This is a genomic window from Sulfophobococcus zilligii (assembly GCF_055398255.1).
In genome coordinates, this window is sequence record NZ_AP042406.1 from 613,982 (window position 1) to 632,294 (window position 18,313).

The following is an 18,313-nucleotide window of genomic DNA, read 5'->3' on the forward strand; positions in this document are numbered from 1 at the left end:
GTGGTTATTGTGTTGAAAAACCTAGTAAGCCTCACCGAGGCAATAAACTCGTTGAGTAGAACACTAGGAGAAACAATTAATCTAGACGTAGAAAGCGTGAAGTTAACACAAGCAACTGGTAGAATTATAGCACAAGACATATATGCACTAGAAGACAGGCCAAGCAGGGATTCCACAGCGGTAGATGGATATGCCGTGAGAAGTATTGATACACTCGGCGCGACGCAGTACAACCCAGTAGAACTTAGAGTTATAGGGGTTTTAAGGCCCGGTCAAACACCAAGTGATATTTGTCTAGAGCCAGGTACTAGTATTAGAGTTCACACAGGTGCGCTTCTACCATGTGGAGCTGATGCTGTATTAATGGATGAAGACGTTAAGTCTATAGGCAACAAGATATATGTTTATAGACAAGCCCCAAAAGGATTAAATATTGTATTAAGAGGCGAAGACTTTAAAAAAGGAGATCTACTGGCGTCAAAAGGGGAAGTAGTAAAACCAGCAGTTGTAACAGCACTAGCTGCTAGTGGGTTAATGGATATATTTGTCTATAGGAGAATAAGGGTTTCAATTGTAGCAATTGGAGACGAATTGATTGAACCTGGATCAAGGGTTGTTAATGGCAGAGTATACAATTCATCTGCCTACACTATATACTCATCACTCGTAAAAGACGGCATATTTGACGTATACTATACTGGTATAGTACCAGACAACGCTGAAGCTCTGAGAAAAGCATTTGATAGAGAAGTTGAACGCGGCGTCGACATAATTATAACAACTGGTGGTACCGGGGTAAGCGAGTCAGATGTTATTTCAAGAATTATTGAACACGCCGACCGAGTTGTATTTCGAGGAGTTAAAATGAGGCCTGGTAGGCCTACTACTTCGTTTATATACAGGGGGAAAGTAGTGTTATCACTATCGGGTTATCCAGTAGCTGCTTGGACTGGATACGAGTTGATACTACGTAATGCACTGATAAAGTGGCTTGGATTAAAGGGATTTGAGAGAAAATACATATATGCAGTTCTCGACAAGAGAACACCTAATAATGTTGGCTATACATCTCTAATCCGTGTTATTGTTAGAGATGAAAACGGAGTATTCCATGCAGAGCCATATATGTTGCGTGGAAGTGGAGTAATTAGTAGTCTCTTAAAGACAAATGGATACATTGTTATACCCGAAGAACTAGAGGGATATGAGAAAAACGATGTAATTAAGGTGTATTTGTATGACTAGTGAATACAATAGAGAACTGGGTTCTCTAACAGAAGAAGAAATAGTAGACTTAATTGCGAGTAAACTAGTCCATCGACCATCCTATGGTGAATACCTCTCCTATCCCGATGACGCACGTGATATTCTTCCACGAGGCCCTCGTATAATAATGGCTATGGATGCTTATACAGTAAAGTCCCTGAAACTACCATGGAGAAACCTGGATGATGTTGCATGGGCTGCATTTACGGGTCCGGTAAGTGATGTATTAGTTAAGGGTGGTATTCCTTTATACGCAATGATCGCTCTTGGAATACCCAGCGAGTGGAAAACCAGCGAGTTACTAGAATTCATAAATGGATTGAGAGAGGCTAGTAGCTTCTACAATATTAGAGTTCTTGGAGGAGACACCAATAATAGTTCTGAGCCATGGATAGCAATAACAGTAGTGGGTTTTACAAGTATGAAAAACCCTCCAGGCAGGAGAGGGTTGAAACCAGGAGATAGAGTAATAGTGACGGGAGTGTATGGTGCAATGGGCTATGTTGTAAAACACGGTTTTGAAGAGGCGTGGAAGCAGGAATGGGTTGTTTCAGCTACTAAAAGACCACGTGCAAGAATTGAAATTGGATACCTGGTTTCTACCCATTATAGAGCAATAACTGCTACAATGGATGTAAGCGATGGACTAGGCTATACGCTACACTATCTCAGTAAACTAAGCGGTTATGGAATTAAAATAGATCAGCCGCCACATACACATAGAGAACTAAGCGAACACTGTAGAGAAAACACCAAGTGTATTCTCGAGTATTGTTTAAACGGTGGAGAGGAATACGGAGTAGTAATGGGTGTTCGAGAAGAACACGTCAACGAAGTAGTCAACGAGCTAGAATACTATGGAATAGAATACAGTATAGTTGGAAGAGTTGTAGATGTTGAACCAGGCATCTACTTCAATGGAGAGAAACTAGCCATTTTGAGATACGACCAGTTTAAAGGGTGGAGTTAGAGTATTATCCTTTAAAACTATTTCAAAACCTAGTTTAGTGAATTGGTGGGAAAACAAAAATGAATACACTATTGCTACTAGCACTAGTAGTTGCAATTGGAAATGCCATGGATATATTTACAGATATAATTGCAATCACTATTGGAGGAGTAACACCAGCACAACTAGGTGTTTTTAACACTATTGGATATGTAGTCTATTTGTTTAGCTTGTATATTGGTGGTAAACTAGGCGATAAAGGCATTATAAAAATACAGTTGTTATTTACTACAATCTCTCTTATCACCTATGGAGCAGGACTAGGGGTATTCTTCAATACACATATTCCACAATACCTGTATACAACGTATATTTCATACTCTATTCTCCAAGCTCTCTCGCTAACAGCTGTAACAGCATATATTCATGAACACAACCCCAGCTACTACTGGGAGAATTTACTAGTTAAGAGGAGTATTGCAACTAGAGCTTTTGAATCGGTTCTTCTGGGTTTTCTATCCATATTTTCAGACTTCATAGTTGACAATCTATACATGTTCATATCTATTATTGGACTACCTGCAATACTATCATTTCTGGTTGTAAGAGATCCACCATTGAGAATCGAGAGAACACTTTATAGAATAGAAACAGGAATTACTAGAATAGAAACCTCTATAACTAACAACTTATTTATCTACGAGCTTCTACGTGGAGATCACAGGATATTGATAAGTTCTTTTAAGAGAAAAACTATTAATAGAGAAAAACCGAGAAAACCCTTTACTGTTCTAGCGTGTTTAACACTATATCGTTTGTCAAACAGCTTTCTCTTAATTCAATTACCAGTATACCTGAGAAGTCTTGGTTATGTATCAACGAGTATTCTCGGTGTTTATGCTCTTGCCAGGGGTTTACTAGTTCCATTATTTATAATCCAGTCAAATAGAGTAAATGGCATTAAACAACGTTTAATTCTACGTGGATTAATATCTCTAGCTCTACTACCTCCACTAGTAAATACTAGCTTCCTCGTACCAGTTGTTGTATTGAGTTTAATACTGTATTTGAATAGTGTAATAGACATATTGTTCTATTCTCTCTATGTAGAAAGCCTGGGCCGCGCTGAATCAACAACTTATTTATTACTTGGTGAATCAGCCGCGTTAATTGCAACTCTATTATCAGGTTTCATCTATTCACTTATAGGATTTGAAAACATTGTTTTCTTAACAGTATTTATGGTGTTTCTTGTTGCCAGTTTGATCTAGAGGCGGATCGGTGCCCGCATTCTATATTTCAATTCATCGCTTTAAACTCTATCTCCCGGGTTCCTCCTCATCTCCACTAAAAGTATTTTTCAAGGATTGTTATAAGTTTAACTAATGGTGTAATAAACAATAGTTTTATAATTGATTTTAAGAGGTAGATAAATGCGTGTAAAGCACCTTTTTCAATATATGTGTTTTCTACACCAGCCCAGTCTATTTTGTTTACTAGTATAGTTAACACTATTGTCACAGCAATCATTACTGGAATACTAATGTAAACTGGTAGTTTAGCTGTTTCTTCGAGTAAAAACCCCAACGATATACCATATAATGCTGTTAAAATAGTTATTACAAGCTTTCCTAGAAACAATGCTATTGTAAAGTATATTATACTGTATCTAGCAGTGGCTATTGGAATATAAAATACATCGTCTGGAAGTGGTAGTGCAGCTACTAGAAAAATAAGTGTAAATACTGATTTTTTGTGTTTTGAAAAGAATTTTGTAGAACTCCAAGTGAAATTCTTTATTTTCTCTATTCTACCAAGCGATCTACCAATGAAGTATACAACTAGCTTTCCCATTGTTGCACCAGCTGACAATGTTAGAATTGCTATTAGCAAGTCTAGTCCTCTAAGACGTGCTAGAATTGAGGGAGCTATAACAACTAGATATGGTATTGTTGAATACGGTATTGCATTAGATACTAGTGCAAGCAGGAATAGTCCAAGAGCTCCTAGTTCTCTGAAGTAAGGCATTAGCGTGCTAATATCCATATATTCCACCACTATATCGAATTACTCATTAAACTCTACTAGTTAAGAGAAATACAGCTACAATAATAAATTATTGAAGCTGGTTTCCACTACCTGCTTGCTTAAATAGTTTAGCTACATCCGGGTTTTCTCTAAGTAAAACATCTAGTTTTAACTTCTCTTCGTTTTTCAACAAGCCTAGATGTGCTCTAAACACACACGCTCTACATACTGGGTGGGATGATGGATTTCCACAAATAGCACAACGCTCAAAGTTTTTCTCTACTAGTTTAGCTTTGTTTTGTAATTCTATTAATTCAAGAAGGCTTCTAAGTAGACCATATTTCGAACCAGGGTATTTGTCTTCTAGTTCATTTACTAGTTTTCTAATTGTAAATCTAACATTGTATTTAACATATGGACATTGATTGAATTCTGGTTGTATAAGTCCATTGAGTAGAGCATACAATGCTGTTTCTTTCTCAGGTATTTCATAGAAGGGTTTAATTCTCTTTACAATGTATTCTTCACTAGAGGATCTCACTGGTGCTAGTGATAGTATTCTATCCCAGCTATTATTGATCAAGTTCATTAAGTATGTTTGAACCATGTCGTCTAAATTATGGGCTGTTGCTAAAACTGTAGCTCCTACTTCTCTTGCTACAGTGTTTAATACATGTCTTCTAAATACACCGCAATAACTACAGGGCATGTAGGGTAGTTTTAATTCAAAACTCTTTTGAACTATTTCGTCTAGTGTAGCGCCAATATAGTCTTTGAAACTAGCAATGATATATTTAACACTGTGTTTTTCAGCGTAGTTTACAAGTGTTGGTATTGTCTTTTCTCTATACCCCTTTATACCCTCATCTACAAGTACAGCTGTAACCTCCAGTCCCGGTATCTTCTTTTTTAGCTTTAAAAGGAAGTGTAAGAGAGCCATTGAGTCTTTTCCACCACTAACACCTACAACAACATGGTCTCCTGGATTCAACATATTGTATTTTCTAATGGTTTTTCTCGCCTTCCGCTCGAAATACTCAATAAAGTGTATTCTACAGTAGGCAAGCCCACTAATTCTATTTACATATACTGCTTGTCTATCGCAAAAACTACATTTAACCAAGAGTAAACACCAGTTTGCTATATACTCCTCTGAATTATCCAACAACTATAATTCCTCTTATTATATCATAATCCATAATAGTAGTTAAACTTAAACGGTGTATTTGAAGTGTATATACTTGCTTTAAGTGATATCCACGAGAAAATAAGCAAATTGAAAACACTAGCAGAGGTGCTAGTAGATAGGGGAATTAAATTAGATGTAGTAGTAGTTGCCGGAGACCTCACATACTTTAAAACTGTTGATACAGCCGTAAAGATTTTAGAGAAAACCAGGCAGTTGTTTAATACAATGGTGTTGTTTATACCGGGTAATTGTGACCCCGTAGAGCTCCTCAATGTAAGAAATATTGGTGGAAACATAGTTAACCTACATGGAACCACTCTGGAGTTAAATGGTGTTGTATTCTCTGGTATAGGGGGTAGCGGGATCACACCATTTAACACTATGATCGAGTTTTCCGAAGTAGATTTTAGAGAACTAGTTGAAAACACATATTTATCACTACAGCGGTTTAAAGACCACATGAAAATAGTAGTCACACATCAACCAATACATGGCTTCTTCGACGAGGTAAACGGTGTAAATACTGGTTCACGAGTATTTCGTGAATACCTAGATAGAATAAAACCAACTCTATGGATTACAGGCCACATACACGAACACAGTGGCTGGAGTAGTAGAGGAGAAACAATTATTCTACACCCAGGCCCCTTAATGAAGGGTTATTATGGCTTGGTTAAAATAACAGATGGAAGAGTAGAGAGTATTGAAATCAACAAGGTATAAGTGGAAAAAATAATATTCTCCTAGCACTATATTACCCCTAAGGGTGTTGTACTTGATTAACGTTGAAGAAATAAGAAAAGACTTCCCATTTCTCGAGAGGAAAATAGGTGATAGAACAATAGTATATTTCGACAATGCAGCTTCTACTCAAAAACCTATACAAGTAATAAGAGCAATGGAGGAGTTTATGAAAAACCACTATGCAAATGTACACCGAGGACTGCACACGCTAAGCCAGGAGGCGAGTAAACTCTACGAAGAAGCACATGAAGTAGTAGCTAAATTCATAAATGCATACTCGTGGAGAGAAGTCGTCTTTGTTAGTAACACGACTGAAGCATTGAATACTATTGCTTATGGATGGGGATTGTGGAATATTAGCGAGGGAGATGAAATAGTAGTTACAATAATGGACCACCACAGCAATATGCTACCATGGAGACTTATAGCACAGTTAAAGAAAGCTAGAGTAAAATACATTGATATAACAAACAATGGTTATCTCAAATACGAGCAATTAGACGAGTTAATAACTGAGAAGACGAAAATAGTTGCTTTTCCAATAGCTAGCAATGTACTTGGAACTATAAATGATGCTAAGAGAATAGCTAAAAGAGCCCATGAAGTAGGAGCAATAGTTGTAGCTGATGGAGCACAAAGCGTCCCCCACATAACAACAAACGTTAGAGAACTAGATGTAGACTTCCTCGCCTTCAGCGGCCATAAAATGCTTGGCCCGACAGGTATAGGTGTATTATGGGGTAGAGAAGACATACTCGAAGAAATGAAGCCGTTTAAAGTAGGAGGAGACACCATTAAAGAGGTTACACTAGACTCTATTGTATGGCATGATCTACCCTGGAGATTTGAAGCTGGAACACCAAATATTATAGAGGGTATCGGTCTAGCTGAAGCAGTAAAATACCTCTCAAAAATAGGCATGGAGAATATACGTAAACACGAAGAAGAACTAGTAAAATATACACTAAAAAGATTCCAGGAATTCGAGGGCATAATAGAATACTATGGACCAAGAAATCCAGCAGATAAAACAGGTGTTATTGCATTCAATATAAAAGGCTTAAACCACCACACAGTAGGCGCAGCCCTAGACTTGTTTGGAATAGCTGTGAGAACAGGTATGCACTGCGCCCACCCACTCCACTATAGACTTGGATTAAAAGGAACTGTTAGAGCAAGCTACTACCTCTATAATACATTTGAAGAAGTAGACTACTTTATTGAATCACTAGAAAAAATCATCTTATTAAAAGACAAGTTCTCACAGCAAATACCCAGCCATGTATGCACTGGTACATAATGTAAATAGAAATAGAGAAGAGAAAAAAGTTTTTAATTATATAAATAAACACTCAACGCGTTTACTTTGCTGGGCCTAGTATTCTAGCGAATTTCTTGCCAGTGTATGGGCTGACAGCAAAGGCGATCTTTATCTTGCCCCTCTTTGTCTCTTTTACTACTACCTCGTATTGGTCAGTCTCGAAATACTTCTTTGCTTTTAGGTCGAAGAATTTTAGTTTCTCTGGCATATTCTACACCCCTATTTTCAATAATAACATTTATCTGTGTGAGCTTAAAAACTTTATTTTTTGTTAACAAGTGTAAAACGCACACAGTTTGATATAACAAATTATTTTATAATGTTTGAGATTATAAAATGTTTATGACCATGTATAAATTTTTACTTCATGTGTGGAGATAGTAATAACGTATGTGAGTTTTTGTTGTTTTGAATTTTATTTTGTAATTGGCTATATAACTGTTCACTTATTCGGAATAATACAATTGTTCTGGTTTTGTATAATGAAGAGTACTACTCTTGATTCAATTCTAGTGGTTCGTAAACCGGTTTTTTCTTGTCGTTTATGATATCGCATACTCCTAGATAGTCGTATAGTATTACTGTATATGGTAGTTCATTTCTATGTGCTTTTCTCAATTTATCTAGTACTTCGTTGCATTTATCTAGTGGTGCGTCGCCACTACTACATAGGCTTTCTGTTATTGATATAACGTCGAGTATTATTCCCTCTACTGTAGTTATATATCCTTGAGAGTATATGCCTGGTTCTATCGTAACTCCCAGTTCTGGAACTTCTATTTTACAAGTAGAGCTCTTTACTAGTAGTGCTCTATCATCTCCTGGTTCTTCCACTCTGTAAACTACTTTTCTCGGTTCATTGGTTGAAAGTAGAAATACATCTGTGTGTTTAAACCCGCAGTTTTCACATTTAGATACTGAGATTAAAAGGTCTCCTACAAGTGGAGCTGTATATTTGTAGTCTTTAATTACTAGTTTTCCCTGGCAAATAGGGCATTTTCCCTCGTATTCAGCTAGTTCTACTAGGTTTTCCCGGTGTTCGTTATTCATGTAATCACCTCTTTTACTCAGTGTATATTATTATTTTAATTGTTTTAGTATTGTTAAATGACTGCCATCACAGCTTTGTGCTCTATTGTATTCTATTAATCCCTCTCTACATGTTGCATGTGTTAAACCATATTTTCTCGCTGTGTCTATAACTGGTTTGAGTAATTGTTTTCTATAGTCTACTGGTAGGTAGAGGTATCCGTGTATCCAAACACCTTTTTCCCGGTATAGATTATTTATTTTCAACCCTGTTTCTCCGAGGAGTTCTCTAAATCGTTTTAAACTATCCCATTTAGCCTTGTATGTAGATGTAACAATGTGTTTTGCTCCCGCACTAGCAACTACTTCTACTATTTCTGTCAACTCGTTTGGATCATCATTTACATATGGTATAACCGGGTCTACGCGGACTCCAACAGGTACTCCCTGATCTACTAGTTTTCGAATAGCTTCTACTCTCATTTTGGGGCTTGGAGCCCCCGGCTCTATTAACCTGGCCACATCTTCTCTTAGAGTAGTAATTGTAATCATTACTGCTGACTGGGAATTAACAAGGATGTCAACATCTCTTACAACAATATGCGATTTCGTAGTTATTAGTATTCTAAAACCATGACGTGCTAGTATTTCAATTGCTCTACGCGTCAATAATTGTTTTTCTTCTATTGGTGGAAATGGATCGCTACTCGTACTCAATTCGACAATAGAGCCGCGTGGTATTATTGAAATATCTCTTTGTAGTCTCCGAATAAACCCGTCTTTGGGGATACTATTCTTCAAACCTATATAGGAGGTGGCGTAGCAGTATATGCATTGATGACTACAACCAGTATAGGGGTGGAGGCTATATTTTCTAGGACACGTACAGAGTGGTGACTTCCATGGGTCAAATAAGCGTATTACAGTGAGATTCTGACTCAATACCACCGCCCATTGATTCTAGAATTGTACCCCGCCCGACCGCCCTCCCTCATCTTCATCTCCCAGCATGGGATCTCATGGAGGTGTGAGGGAGCGGGGCTAAATTAATAATTGTATTGCTCGCTAATAAATCAATTATTTAAATTATCAAATACATTAGCGTAGTTAGGGAAATAAATGGTTTCAGGTCTAGCTAAAGACGCAATTATTCAAATAGTTGATTTTGTAACAAAAGCAATAGAGTTAATTAGTGATGAAGAGAAGGAAGCAATGATAGACTTGTTGTTAAAAGCCCGTAGAGATGGTAAGAAAATATTTGTCGTGGGTGCGGGTAGAAGCGGCCTCGTTGTCAAAGCATTTGCAATGAGACTACTACACATGGATTTCGACGTATACGTTATTGGAGAAACAATTACTCCACCAGTGAGAAAAGACGATATATTAATAGCAGTATCTGGTTCGGGACGTACAAAAACAGTTGTTGCTGTTGCAGAGACAGCGAAATCTATTGGAGCTAAAGTTATAGCTATAACGACATATCCAGATAGCCCGTTGGGAAAAGTAGCCGATGTCATTGTTAGAATACCTGGTAGAACAAAACTAGCTATAGAAGAAGACTATCTATTGAGGCAGATGAGAGGTATACACGAACCACTAGCACCACTGGGAACACTATTCGAGATTACTACATTGATATTTCTTGATGGAGTAGTAGTTGAATTAATGAATAAACTTGGAATAACAGAAGAAGATATGAAAGAAAAACACGCTAATGTAGAGTAGATTGTTTAGAACTCAATAATAAACCTACCGTTTTCATATATTAAATCGCCGTCTGCATAAACCCTTCCTTTTTTCATGTCTTTAATGAGGTCCCAGTGTATACCAGAGATATTTCTCCCACCGGTCTCGGGGTATGCAGAACCAAGCGCCATGTGTATTGTACCACCTATTTTCTCATCGAATAATATCTCTCTTGTAATTCTCGTTATATTGTAGTTCAAACCAAATGCAATCTCGCCAAGCCTCTTTGCCCCCTCGTCTACACTGAGCATTTTTCTAAGGAATTCTTCGTTTCTAGTAGCTCTTGCTTCAACTACACTGCCATTTCTAAATACTAGTTTTATTCCTTCTACTTCAACACCACGCCAAATTGCTGGATAGTCGAATTCCACGTATCCCTCCACGCTGTCTTCTATTGGTGCTGAAAAGACTTCTCCACCAGGCATGTTGTTTCTACCATCATCATTAATCCACTTTCTACCATCAACACGCATGTACAAGTCTATACCCGGCCCCTGGAACCTCAGTTCCTTTACTTTATTGAGTAATTCAGCTATTTTCTCTTGTCTTCTACCTACTTCACGCCATGCTGTAATAGGGTCTTCTAAATCAGCCATTGTTGCTTTAAATACAAACTCCTCGTATTCTTCAATGCTCATCCCGGCTTCTTGTGCTAGTGCTCGAGTTGGATATGCTACTACAACCCATTTTAATTCTCCCACCGCGCTCCTCTTAAGGAATATTTCTGAGAGCTCTCTAGTAGCCATACTCCTAATTCTCAATTTCTCAGGGTCTACACCTACAAGTGGTTTAGTGTGTGTTGGAGCAAGTATTCTAATAGTTGCATTTATTTTCTGAGTCATTTCCCTCTCTATTGGGCTAATGTGCCTCAATACGTTTTCAGGTGCATATTTATAGAATGCTTCTATTATTGATTCATCTGTTATCTGTATTATTGGATATCCTCCACGCTGAACAATTTCCTTTACTAGTTCCCGTATGAATGGAATGGATTCTACTGAGCCGTTTATACTGACTTCTTCCCCCTCCTTAATACTTACACAGTAATCTACGACAAGTCTAGCTAGATTTGCTATTCTTGGATCACGCAATTTACACACCATGAAAAATATAGAGTGATATGTGTTTAAATAACACTGGTTGAATATAGATTAACTAGGTGGTCTTCTTGAACGAGGAAATAATTGAAGCCTTAAACAAGCAATTAAACCAAGAGCTTAAAAACGCCTATTTATACTTTGCAATGGCTGCATACTTCCAGGGATTAGCACTCAATGGATTTGCACACTACTTTATGCTCCAAGCCAAAGAGGAATTAGAACACGCGCTGAAATTCTATGAATATATTACTAGAAGGGGTTGGCGTGTAGAACTATACGAGGTTACACCAGTAAAGAAGAATTGGAGTAGTGTTGAAGAAGCAGTTAAAGACTTCTATGAAGCGGAAAGAGAAAACACTCAGAGAATATGGAGTCTCGTAGACCTCGCTAGAAAACACGGTGATAAAGCAACTGAAGCATTCCTCCAGTGGTTTATCAACGAGCAAGTTGAAGAAGAAGAACAAGCAATAGATTTGAGAACAAAAGTTGAATTAGTAAAAAGCAATATAGCTGCTCTACTAGCACTAGATAGAGTACTAGCAGAGAGAAAGTAGTTGTATCAAGGTAATTGCTCTACATGAATAGAAATATTTTAAAAACCCTTGCAGAACAGTTATCCCTGGCTCTTCTACTAGAAGTATCTAGCTATCCAAAACCAGGAAATGTACATAGATTGAGAGACAATCCAGAACTCAAATACGAAGCGTTTCTAGCAACAGGAATATATTCATTGAAATACTTCGAGAAAGGAATTAGAAGAGGGTTTAGAGGACATAGAAGAATAGTAATTGGAGACCTCGTATATGGATTACTCAGCGATGTATTAAAAGAAGGTTATTCCAATACTTGTCTCGGCTCATCACTACTATTGAGTTTAATGAGTGTTTCACTAGGTAGAATGATCCGCTGTGAAATAAGAAATTTCAATGAACTAGGGAGAACTGCTAGAGAATCACTAGAAGAAACAAGTGTATACGATACTATATACTACTACAAAGCAGTTAGAAAAGCCGCTCCAAGCTATTTAAAACCAAGTGATAAAACAAATGGATTTGTAAACATCTGGGATTCAAGGTATAAAAAGAAGATTATTGAGAGAAATCATAGATTGATCGACGTATTAAAGTACAGTGCAAAATTCGACGTGGTTGCACGAGAAGCCATAAACGGCTTTGAAGAGGGATTTAGAGGCGAGGTTTATCTAAGAGAGAGATTGAACACACATGGTGATTTAAATAGAGCTATTGTAGAAACATATCTTTACCTCCTCAGTAGAAACATTGATACTATAGTACTATTGAAACACGGTGAGAAAACTGCACGTGAAATACAAGATAAAGCCAGAGTAGTTCACAATACGGTAGTAAATGCTGGCTCGGACTGGGTAATGATTGTTAATGAACTAGATAGAGAGTTTTACTCGCGGGGTATTAATCCTGGATCTATAGCAGACTTAGTTGTAGAAGTACTGGGATTGTTTTTAATTAGAAACAAGTGGAATACTATCTTCAAGTAGATTCAAGTTATTAACTAATATTAATATTAATAATAGTAGTGACTAGGTGTTAGAATGGATATTACCGACTTAGTTACAAAGTGGCTCATTGAGGAATCATTTCTAGTAGCCAAACTAGAAGCACCACCAGAAGCCAGGATTGCATGGGGTATTGGAGTTACAACTCCAGGCGCCCCTGGACTAAAATTTACTGTTGTTATGCCGCTTGACAAAAGAGATAGAATTATACTAGCAATGGGAATAGCTATCTCGCCAGAACACAAGTCAGCACTAGATAAACTAGAACCCACAGAGAGACTACGAGTAATGCACTCAATACTCTCAAAAAGCCTTCTTGTATGCCACGATTGTAAAATAGCTATCCAACCAGACATGGTAAACCCGGTTGCAATAGCTATTAATGCAGAAGTATACACAGAAGAAATAGAGAAAAATGGAAAACCATTCTTTATGAGACTACTTACAAGATTTCTAAATACATATTTCGCGATTGTATCTGGATTTAACGAGTGGCATCCAGTACTACCACCTAGTGCAAAAGAAAAAGAATCAAGAGCATTTATGTAGTGGACCGGCCGGGATTCGAACCCGGGACCTCCGCCGTGCGAGGGCGGCGCTCTTCCAGCTGAGCTACCGGCCCACCACTATGGAATAAATTCAATCTGGGTTTAAATCTATTGTAGCCAATACTTCTCAAAGTATATTCAATTCTCGTTGACAATAATTTCTGCTGTAGGAGGTAAATTATATGTTTTTCCCACATTATTTTTATCAAGGATGATATAATGGAAAAACCAACTGCAGCATTTATATTACTATTAATTGGCGGTATCTTCATTATAATTGGCGGCATTTTCGTCATTGCCCTCGGTGGTGTTATAGCTGGAATGGAGTTACCAGCCGCTACTTCGGCTAGTGGATTAGTAATTGGTGTGGGATTTCTTGGATTGATTTTTGGTATTCTAGTAGTAATTGGCGCTTTAATGGTTAATAGTGGAGATCCTGGTAAAGTCAAGAATGAATCAATTATAGGTTTGATCTTCGGTGTTCTCAGTTTATTCGTAGTGGGTGGAGGATTCTTTATAGGTTTTCTATTATCACTAATTGATGGAATACTAGGTCTTACTTGGAAACCAGGGAAAACACAAGTTGAACAACCAGCTCCAACATAAGGAAACACAGTGTTTTTATTATTTAACTCTTACTCTACTTTTCTCTAAAACTAATTGAATATAGTCTCTACTGTATAATAAACTAGAGCATGGGAAAGGATGGTTAAACATGTTGAATTATATAAAGATTACTGGTGGACCACTATACTCTAACTCCTATATTGTCTATAATGCTAGAGGTAGGGGATTTATTGTAGACGCTGGTGTTGAACCGTTTAAAATCTACGAGTTAATAAATGAATTAAACATCGATACAATAGAATTCATTGTTTTAACACATGGACACTTCGACCATGTATTCTATGCTGGTAAAATCTCGGAGAAACTCGGTGTAGATGTCTATCTACATAGAGATGACTTGGAGATTTTCGAATACTCTGCTATATACGGGGAATACCTGTATAGAGATGTATTTGTAAAGCCACGAAATCTAGTACTACTTGGTAGTGATAGCGAACTATATTTTGGAGATGTAAAAGTAAAAATTATTCATACTCCTGGACATAGTCCAGGTAGTGTATGTATACTAGTAGGCAACTTCTTATTTACAGGTGACACGTTGTTTAAGGGAACCGTGGGTAGAACGGATCTACCGGGCGGGTCTAGTAGACAACTAGCTTTCTCACTTAGAAAAATAGCCTTGTTACCAGGGGACTATATTATACTTCCAGGCCACGGCGAAGAATCAAGTCTCAAAAGAGAACTCGTAGAAAACTATTATTTAAAGAAACTAATTGAAGCACACAATACTAATCACAATAAATATTAAACTGGTTTTCAAGGAATACACATTGATGATGAATTCTTCGGGGAGTTTGAGGTATTCGATGAAATAGCGGTTACCCACTGAAACATCTCTATCAAGAACTCGTCAATACGTTGTTTCTCAGTGGAGGTTATATCTTGTTACAGGATCAGCCCGGTGGGAGGCCTTTCATCAAATCAACCTGACGTGCATTCATCACCATGTATTAATCTCCTAGTAGACTGGGTTTTAATCATTGATAGCTAATGTGAAAGATTTAAGTATATGACGTGGAAAATCAAGAAATGGGTTGAGTAAATTGTATAGAATAGGGTTTGTCCACGTATTTAGAATTCCAGAAGACGAAGAACTCCTAGCATATGTAAACAAGTTTGCTAAAACTAAAGGTATTAAAGCTGGAGTTGTTTTAGCGATCGGATCTCTTAAAAACTGCAAACTAGGATATTATGATCGAATCGCTCAGAGATATGAAGTATTCGAAGTCAATGAAGACGTTGAATTAATCAGTGCTCTAGGCAATATAAGTCTACGCGAGGGTGAACCATTCGCACATATACATGTAGCTATAGGTAAAAGAGATGGCTCGACTGTTTCAGGCCATTTAATAGAGGGCAGAGTATTTGTAGCAGAAGTAGTTATAATAGAACTCGAAGGACCCGAGCTTGTTAGGAAAAGAGAAGGAGGATTGTGGCTTTGGAAACCAGGTTTAAATATGGAGTAAACAAATAATGTTGTTTATGGGAGTTTATATCCTTCTTCTAGTGCTTTGAAGTTTAATTGTAGCCAGTTTTGTGGTATTATGTCTTCTAGTGCTTTTTTGACTTGTTCTATGTTTAATGCATTTATTTCTCTTAGTATTCTACCCAGAATTAATATGTTTGCTACTCTACGAGTACCAAGTGTTTTCTCGGCTATCTCGCTAAATCTATGTGTTATTAGCTTGTAGCCTTGGAAGGTGTTGGGTGATATGTATTCTTCGTCTATTACTACAATTGTGTGTTCTCGGAGTAGGGATTTATAGTACTCTATTTTATATGGAAACATAAATACAGCTATATCAGGGTTTAATACTTTGACGTATGGTACTTCCTCCATTGATGAAGCTATTATTATATCAGATCTGCTTTCTCCACCGCGTGTTTCTGCAGCGTAGCTCTCTGTAACGATAGAGTATAATCCAGCGTATTTACTAGTTGCTAGTCCTAGTAGTCTCCCTAGTAGTAGTACTCCCTGCCCTCCTCTACCAACTACTAGTATTTCATACTTCAAGCCTGTCCACCTCTTAGGATTTCTATGAAGGATGGATTATTTCTCTCTATGAATTCACCTATTACAATGCCTTTCTCCCAGTCTATTTCTGCTTCTTCGAGGCTTGGTTTGTGTTTGTATTTTACTCTTTTCTTTAATTCATTGTACATTTCTACTGGGTCTCTTAGACCAATGTGTCTACCATAGACTTCTGGACATGTTGATACAACTTCTATAAATCTAAATCCACTCATACCGAGTGCTTTATAGAAGAATTGCTCGATGTAGTGTGGAGTGGTAACACTTGCTCTTGCCACATAGTTGGCATTTAGTGAACCAACGAGTTTAACAGCGTTCATTGGGTATTCTGGGTTTCCATATGGTGTAGTTGTTGTTTTTACTTTTCGTGGTGTTGTAGGTGCTACTTGTCCACCAGTCATAGCATACACGAAGTTTGTAAACATCACTACAATCATATCTATATTTCTCCTCGCCGCGTGGACGAGGTGGTTTCCACCTATTCCAGCAATATCTCCATCTCCACCTACAACGATGGCCTTTAACTCTGGGTTTGCTAGTACGGCTCCAATAGCGAATGGTATTGATCTACCATGTATTACATGTGCTGCATCATAGTTTACATAGAAGACCATTCTCGCTGTGCAACCTATACCGCCGACCCAGAATACTTTACGTGGATCTATTACGCCCTCTGATATCCTCTTATCGAGGGCGCGGAGCATTGCCCCGAGACCTATTCCAAGACCGCAACCAGGACAGTATAGTGTTGGTATTCTCTCTAGTCTCAAGTGTTTATCTAGGGGGTGTGTATAGGTTATAGCCATTGTTCAACCACCTCTAAGACATCTTTTGGAGTGGGGAGATCGAGACTTATAACTGGTGCAGGATATACCTCTCTATCTTTGAATATTCTATCTATATCCATGTATATTTTGCCAATGTTGTTTTCAACAACAATTATCTTTTTAGCACTACTACTCTTTCTAATCCTCTCTTCGTCGAGCGGCCATAGCGTCTTTAATCTTAGAAATCCAGCTTTAATGCCGCGTTTTCTCAATTCTAAAACTACGTTTAATACTGATCTAGCTGTAGAGCCGTATGAAACAAGTAGTACTTCTGCATCCTCAGTAAACCTTGTTTCTTGCTCGTATATATAGTCTATTCTCTTTAGTATTTTTAGAACAAGGCGTTTTACAAGAGCTTTTTGAGCGTCATCTCTTGGTGCATAAAAGCCTTTCTCATCGTGTGTAAGTGATTCCACGATTGTTTTAAATCCTCTTCCAAACACGGGCATTGGCGGGACTAGATCGGGGTCTGGCTTGTATGGTGGATATGGTGTTCCACTTGATTCAACAGGGATTTTTCTATCAATAACTTCTATTTCACCTCTCTCATAGATTGTCAACGGCTCCCATAAGTGTGCAATTACAGCATCGCTCAACAGTATTACAGGTGTTCTTAATAATTCAGCTGTATTAAATGCTTTTACTGTTAAATCATATGCTTCTTGCACACTCCACGGTGCATATACAGGTATAATATAGTCTCCGTGAGCGGCCCATCTAACTTGTAATACATCTGATTGCGATGTTTTTGTTGGAACACCTGTACTGGGGCCTGCACGCATTACATCTACTACTACTATAGGCGTCTCTGACATCACTGCTAATCCAAGGGCCTCGGCCATTAACGAGAATCCAGGGCCAGAGGTTGCAGTCATTGCCTTGACGCCAGCCCAGGATGCACCTATAATAGCGTTTATTGAACCTATTTCGTCCTCCATTTGTATTACTACTCCTCCTTTCCTGGGTAGTTTTTCAGCTAGATACTCCATTATCTCAGAACTCGGCGTTATCGGATAGCCGGCGTAGAATTTAAGTCCAGCTGTCATTGCACCTTCAGCTATAGCTATATTACCAGATGCAAATGTTTTTCTCATTCATCCCACCTTTTCAATAAATACAGCGAAATCAGGGCAGTTGTATTCACATAGCTTGCAACCAATACACTTGTCAATATTAACTGGTTCTGGTGGGTGGTATCCATACTTGTTTAGTATATTAGACCTTTCTAAAACCTTTGTTGGACAAACAGATATACATATACCGCATTCTTTACATCTATCTACTATTATGTTTACACGATACTTACTACTAGACCTAGTGATTAAACCAATAACACTCTGTTGCGTCAAACCTGTAAACACCATGTTTTTATT

22 protein-coding genes and 1 tRNA gene are annotated in these 18,313 nt (G+C 37.8%); 12 read left to right on the forward strand and 11 right to left on the reverse strand.

Annotated elements, in window-relative coordinates; all coding sequences use genetic code 11:
* Positions 1-9: 9 nt before the first annotated feature.
* From ACZ5YP_RS03335 to ACZ5YP_RS03345, 3 genes are read left to right on the forward strand one after another with little or no spacing between them, the layout of a single operon-like run.
* Positions 10-1,245: a molybdopterin molybdotransferase MoeA gene (locus ACZ5YP_RS03335; protein WP_464835836.1), complete on the forward strand. Its 1,236-nt coding sequence runs from the start codon at positions 10-12 to the stop codon at positions 1,243-1,245.
* Complete coding sequence (locus tag ACZ5YP_RS03340) at positions 1,238-2,236, forward strand: thiamine-phosphate kinase (protein WP_464835837.1); 999 nt, start codon at positions 1,238-1,240, stop codon at positions 2,234-2,236. The genes ACZ5YP_RS03335 and ACZ5YP_RS03340 overlap by 8 nt, the downstream gene beginning before the upstream one ends.
* Before the next feature lie 59 nt (positions 2,237-2,295).
* On the forward strand, positions 2,296-3,486 hold the full coding sequence (locus ACZ5YP_RS03345) for a hypothetical protein (protein ID WP_464835838.1): 1,191 nt from the start codon (positions 2,296-2,298) through the stop codon (positions 3,484-3,486).
* Positions 3,487-3,562: 76 nt separating this feature from the next.
* On the opposite strand, the gene ACZ5YP_RS03350 is transcribed toward ACZ5YP_RS03345, so the two are convergent.
* On the reverse strand, positions 3,563-4,261 hold the full coding sequence (locus ACZ5YP_RS03350) for a VTT domain-containing protein (RefSeq protein ID WP_464835839.1): 699 nt from the start codon (positions 4,259-4,261) through the stop codon (positions 3,563-3,565).
* A gap of 70 nt (positions 4,262-4,331) precedes the next feature.
* Complete coding sequence (locus ACZ5YP_RS03355) at positions 4,332-5,366, reverse strand: TIGR00269 family protein (RefSeq protein ID WP_464835840.1); 1,035 nt, start codon at positions 5,364-5,366, stop codon at positions 4,332-4,334.
* A 108-nt stretch (positions 5,367-5,474) separates the two neighbouring features.
* Here ACZ5YP_RS03355 and ACZ5YP_RS03360 point away from each other — a divergent pair, with 108 nt between their 5' ends.
* Together ACZ5YP_RS03360 and ACZ5YP_RS03365 are read left to right on the forward strand one after the other, a co-directional pair.
* On the forward strand, positions 5,475-6,155 hold the full coding sequence (locus ACZ5YP_RS03360; protein WP_464835841.1) for a metallophosphoesterase: 681 nt from the start codon (positions 5,475-5,477) through the stop codon (positions 6,153-6,155).
* A 52-nt stretch (positions 6,156-6,207) separates the two neighbouring features.
* Positions 6,208-7,476, forward strand: a complete 1,269-nt coding sequence (locus tag ACZ5YP_RS03365; RefSeq protein WP_464835842.1) for an aminotransferase class V-fold PLP-dependent enzyme — start codon at positions 6,208-6,210, stop codon at positions 7,474-7,476.
* Between the two features lie 61 nt (positions 7,477-7,537).
* Here the strand turns inward: ACZ5YP_RS03365 and ACZ5YP_RS03370 are convergent, their stop codons facing one another.
* The 3 genes from ACZ5YP_RS03370 to ACZ5YP_RS03380 form a co-directional block, all read right to left on the reverse strand.
* Positions 7,538-7,705 carry a hypothetical protein gene (locus ACZ5YP_RS03370; protein WP_464835843.1) on the reverse strand — a complete coding sequence of 56 codons (168 nt, stop codon included), beginning with the start codon at positions 7,703-7,705 and terminating at the stop codon, positions 7,538-7,540.
* 284 nt (positions 7,706-7,989) lie between these two features.
* Positions 7,990-8,547 (reverse strand): ZPR1 zinc finger domain-containing protein, encoded by a 558-nt coding sequence (locus tag ACZ5YP_RS03375; protein ID WP_464835844.1) that lies wholly within the window; start codon positions 8,545-8,547, stop codon positions 7,990-7,992.
* Positions 8,548-8,577: 30 nt separating this feature from the next.
* Positions 8,578-9,468, reverse strand: coding sequence for an SPL family radical SAM protein (locus tag ACZ5YP_RS03380; RefSeq protein ID WP_464835845.1), 891 nt, complete (start codon positions 9,466-9,468; stop codon positions 8,578-8,580).
* A 177-nt stretch (positions 9,469-9,645) separates the two neighbouring features.
* On the opposite strand from ACZ5YP_RS03380, the gene hxlB reads away from it, so the two are divergent.
* Entirely contained in the window at positions 9,646-10,251 is a 606-nt protein-coding gene (hxlB, locus tag ACZ5YP_RS03385) for a 6-phospho-3-hexuloisomerase (protein WP_464835846.1), read from the forward strand.
* Positions 10,252-10,256: 5 nt separating this feature from the next.
* Here the strand turns inward: hxlB and ACZ5YP_RS03390 are convergent, their stop codons facing one another.
* Complete coding sequence (locus ACZ5YP_RS03390; RefSeq protein WP_464835847.1) at positions 10,257-11,363, reverse strand: aminopeptidase; 1,107 nt, start codon at positions 11,361-11,363, stop codon at positions 10,257-10,259.
* A 68-nt stretch (positions 11,364-11,431) separates the two neighbouring features.
* Between ACZ5YP_RS03390 and ACZ5YP_RS03395 the strand changes: the two genes are divergently transcribed.
* The 3 genes from ACZ5YP_RS03395 to ACZ5YP_RS03405 are packed head-to-tail and all read left to right on the forward strand — an operon-like array spanning position 11,432 to position 13,455.
* A complete protein-coding gene (locus tag ACZ5YP_RS03395; protein WP_464835848.1) occupies positions 11,432-11,926 on the forward strand; it encodes a ferritin in 495 nt (164 codons plus the stop codon).
* A gap of 23 nt (positions 11,927-11,949) precedes the next feature.
* The gene (locus tag ACZ5YP_RS03400) at positions 11,950-12,888 is read left to right on the forward strand and encodes a triphosphoribosyl-dephospho-CoA synthase (RefSeq protein ID WP_464835849.1); all 939 of its coding nucleotides are present in this window, start codon (positions 11,950-11,952) and stop codon (positions 12,886-12,888) included.
* Between the two features lie 54 nt (positions 12,889-12,942).
* Positions 12,943-13,455: a DUF2299 domain-containing protein gene (locus ACZ5YP_RS03405; RefSeq protein ID WP_464835850.1), complete on the forward strand. Its 513-nt coding sequence runs from the start codon at positions 12,943-12,945 to the stop codon at positions 13,453-13,455.
* Here ACZ5YP_RS03405 and ACZ5YP_RS03410 read toward each other — a convergent pair.
* Positions 13,456-13,528, reverse strand: a tRNA-Ala gene (locus ACZ5YP_RS03410).
* A gap of 145 nt (positions 13,529-13,673) precedes the next feature.
* Here ACZ5YP_RS03410 and ACZ5YP_RS03415 point away from each other — a divergent pair.
* From ACZ5YP_RS03415 to ACZ5YP_RS03425, 3 genes are all read left to right on the forward strand, one after another.
* Positions 13,674-14,060 carry a DUF6114 domain-containing protein gene (locus tag ACZ5YP_RS03415; protein WP_464835851.1) on the forward strand — a complete coding sequence of 129 codons (387 nt, stop codon included), beginning with the start codon at positions 13,674-13,676 and terminating at the stop codon, positions 14,058-14,060.
* Positions 14,061-14,169: 109 nt separating this feature from the next.
* On the forward strand, positions 14,170-14,829 hold the full coding sequence (locus ACZ5YP_RS03420; RefSeq protein ID WP_464835852.1) for an MBL fold metallo-hydrolase: 660 nt from the start codon (positions 14,170-14,172) through the stop codon (positions 14,827-14,829).
* Positions 14,830-15,124: 295 nt separating this feature from the next.
* Positions 15,125-15,547, forward strand: coding sequence for a PPC domain-containing DNA-binding protein (locus tag ACZ5YP_RS03425; protein ID WP_464835853.1), 423 nt, complete (start codon positions 15,125-15,127; stop codon positions 15,545-15,547).
* Between the two features lie 14 nt (positions 15,548-15,561).
* Here the strand turns inward: ACZ5YP_RS03425 and ACZ5YP_RS03430 are convergent, their stop codons facing one another.
* The 4 genes from ACZ5YP_RS03430 to ACZ5YP_RS03445 are packed head-to-tail and all read right to left on the reverse strand — an operon-like array spanning position 15,562 to position 18,289.
* Positions 15,562-16,095: a 2-oxoacid:acceptor oxidoreductase family protein gene (locus ACZ5YP_RS03430; protein WP_464835854.1), complete on the reverse strand. Its 534-nt coding sequence runs from the start codon at positions 16,093-16,095 to the stop codon at positions 15,562-15,564.
* Entirely contained in the window at positions 16,092-16,919 is an 828-nt protein-coding gene (locus tag ACZ5YP_RS03435) for a thiamine pyrophosphate-dependent enzyme (protein WP_464835855.1), read from the reverse strand. The genes ACZ5YP_RS03430 and ACZ5YP_RS03435 overlap by 4 nt, the downstream gene beginning before the upstream one ends.
* Positions 16,910-18,034, reverse strand: coding sequence for a 2-oxoacid:acceptor oxidoreductase subunit alpha (locus ACZ5YP_RS03440; RefSeq protein WP_464835856.1), 1,125 nt, complete (start codon positions 18,032-18,034; stop codon positions 16,910-16,912). Before ACZ5YP_RS03440 ends, ACZ5YP_RS03435 begins: the two co-directional genes overlap by 10 nt.
* The gene (locus ACZ5YP_RS03445; RefSeq protein WP_464835857.1) at positions 18,035-18,289 is read right to left on the reverse strand and encodes a 4Fe-4S dicluster domain-containing protein; all 255 of its coding nucleotides are present in this window, start codon (positions 18,287-18,289) and stop codon (positions 18,035-18,037) included.
* Positions 18,290-18,313 lie beyond the last annotated feature (24 nt).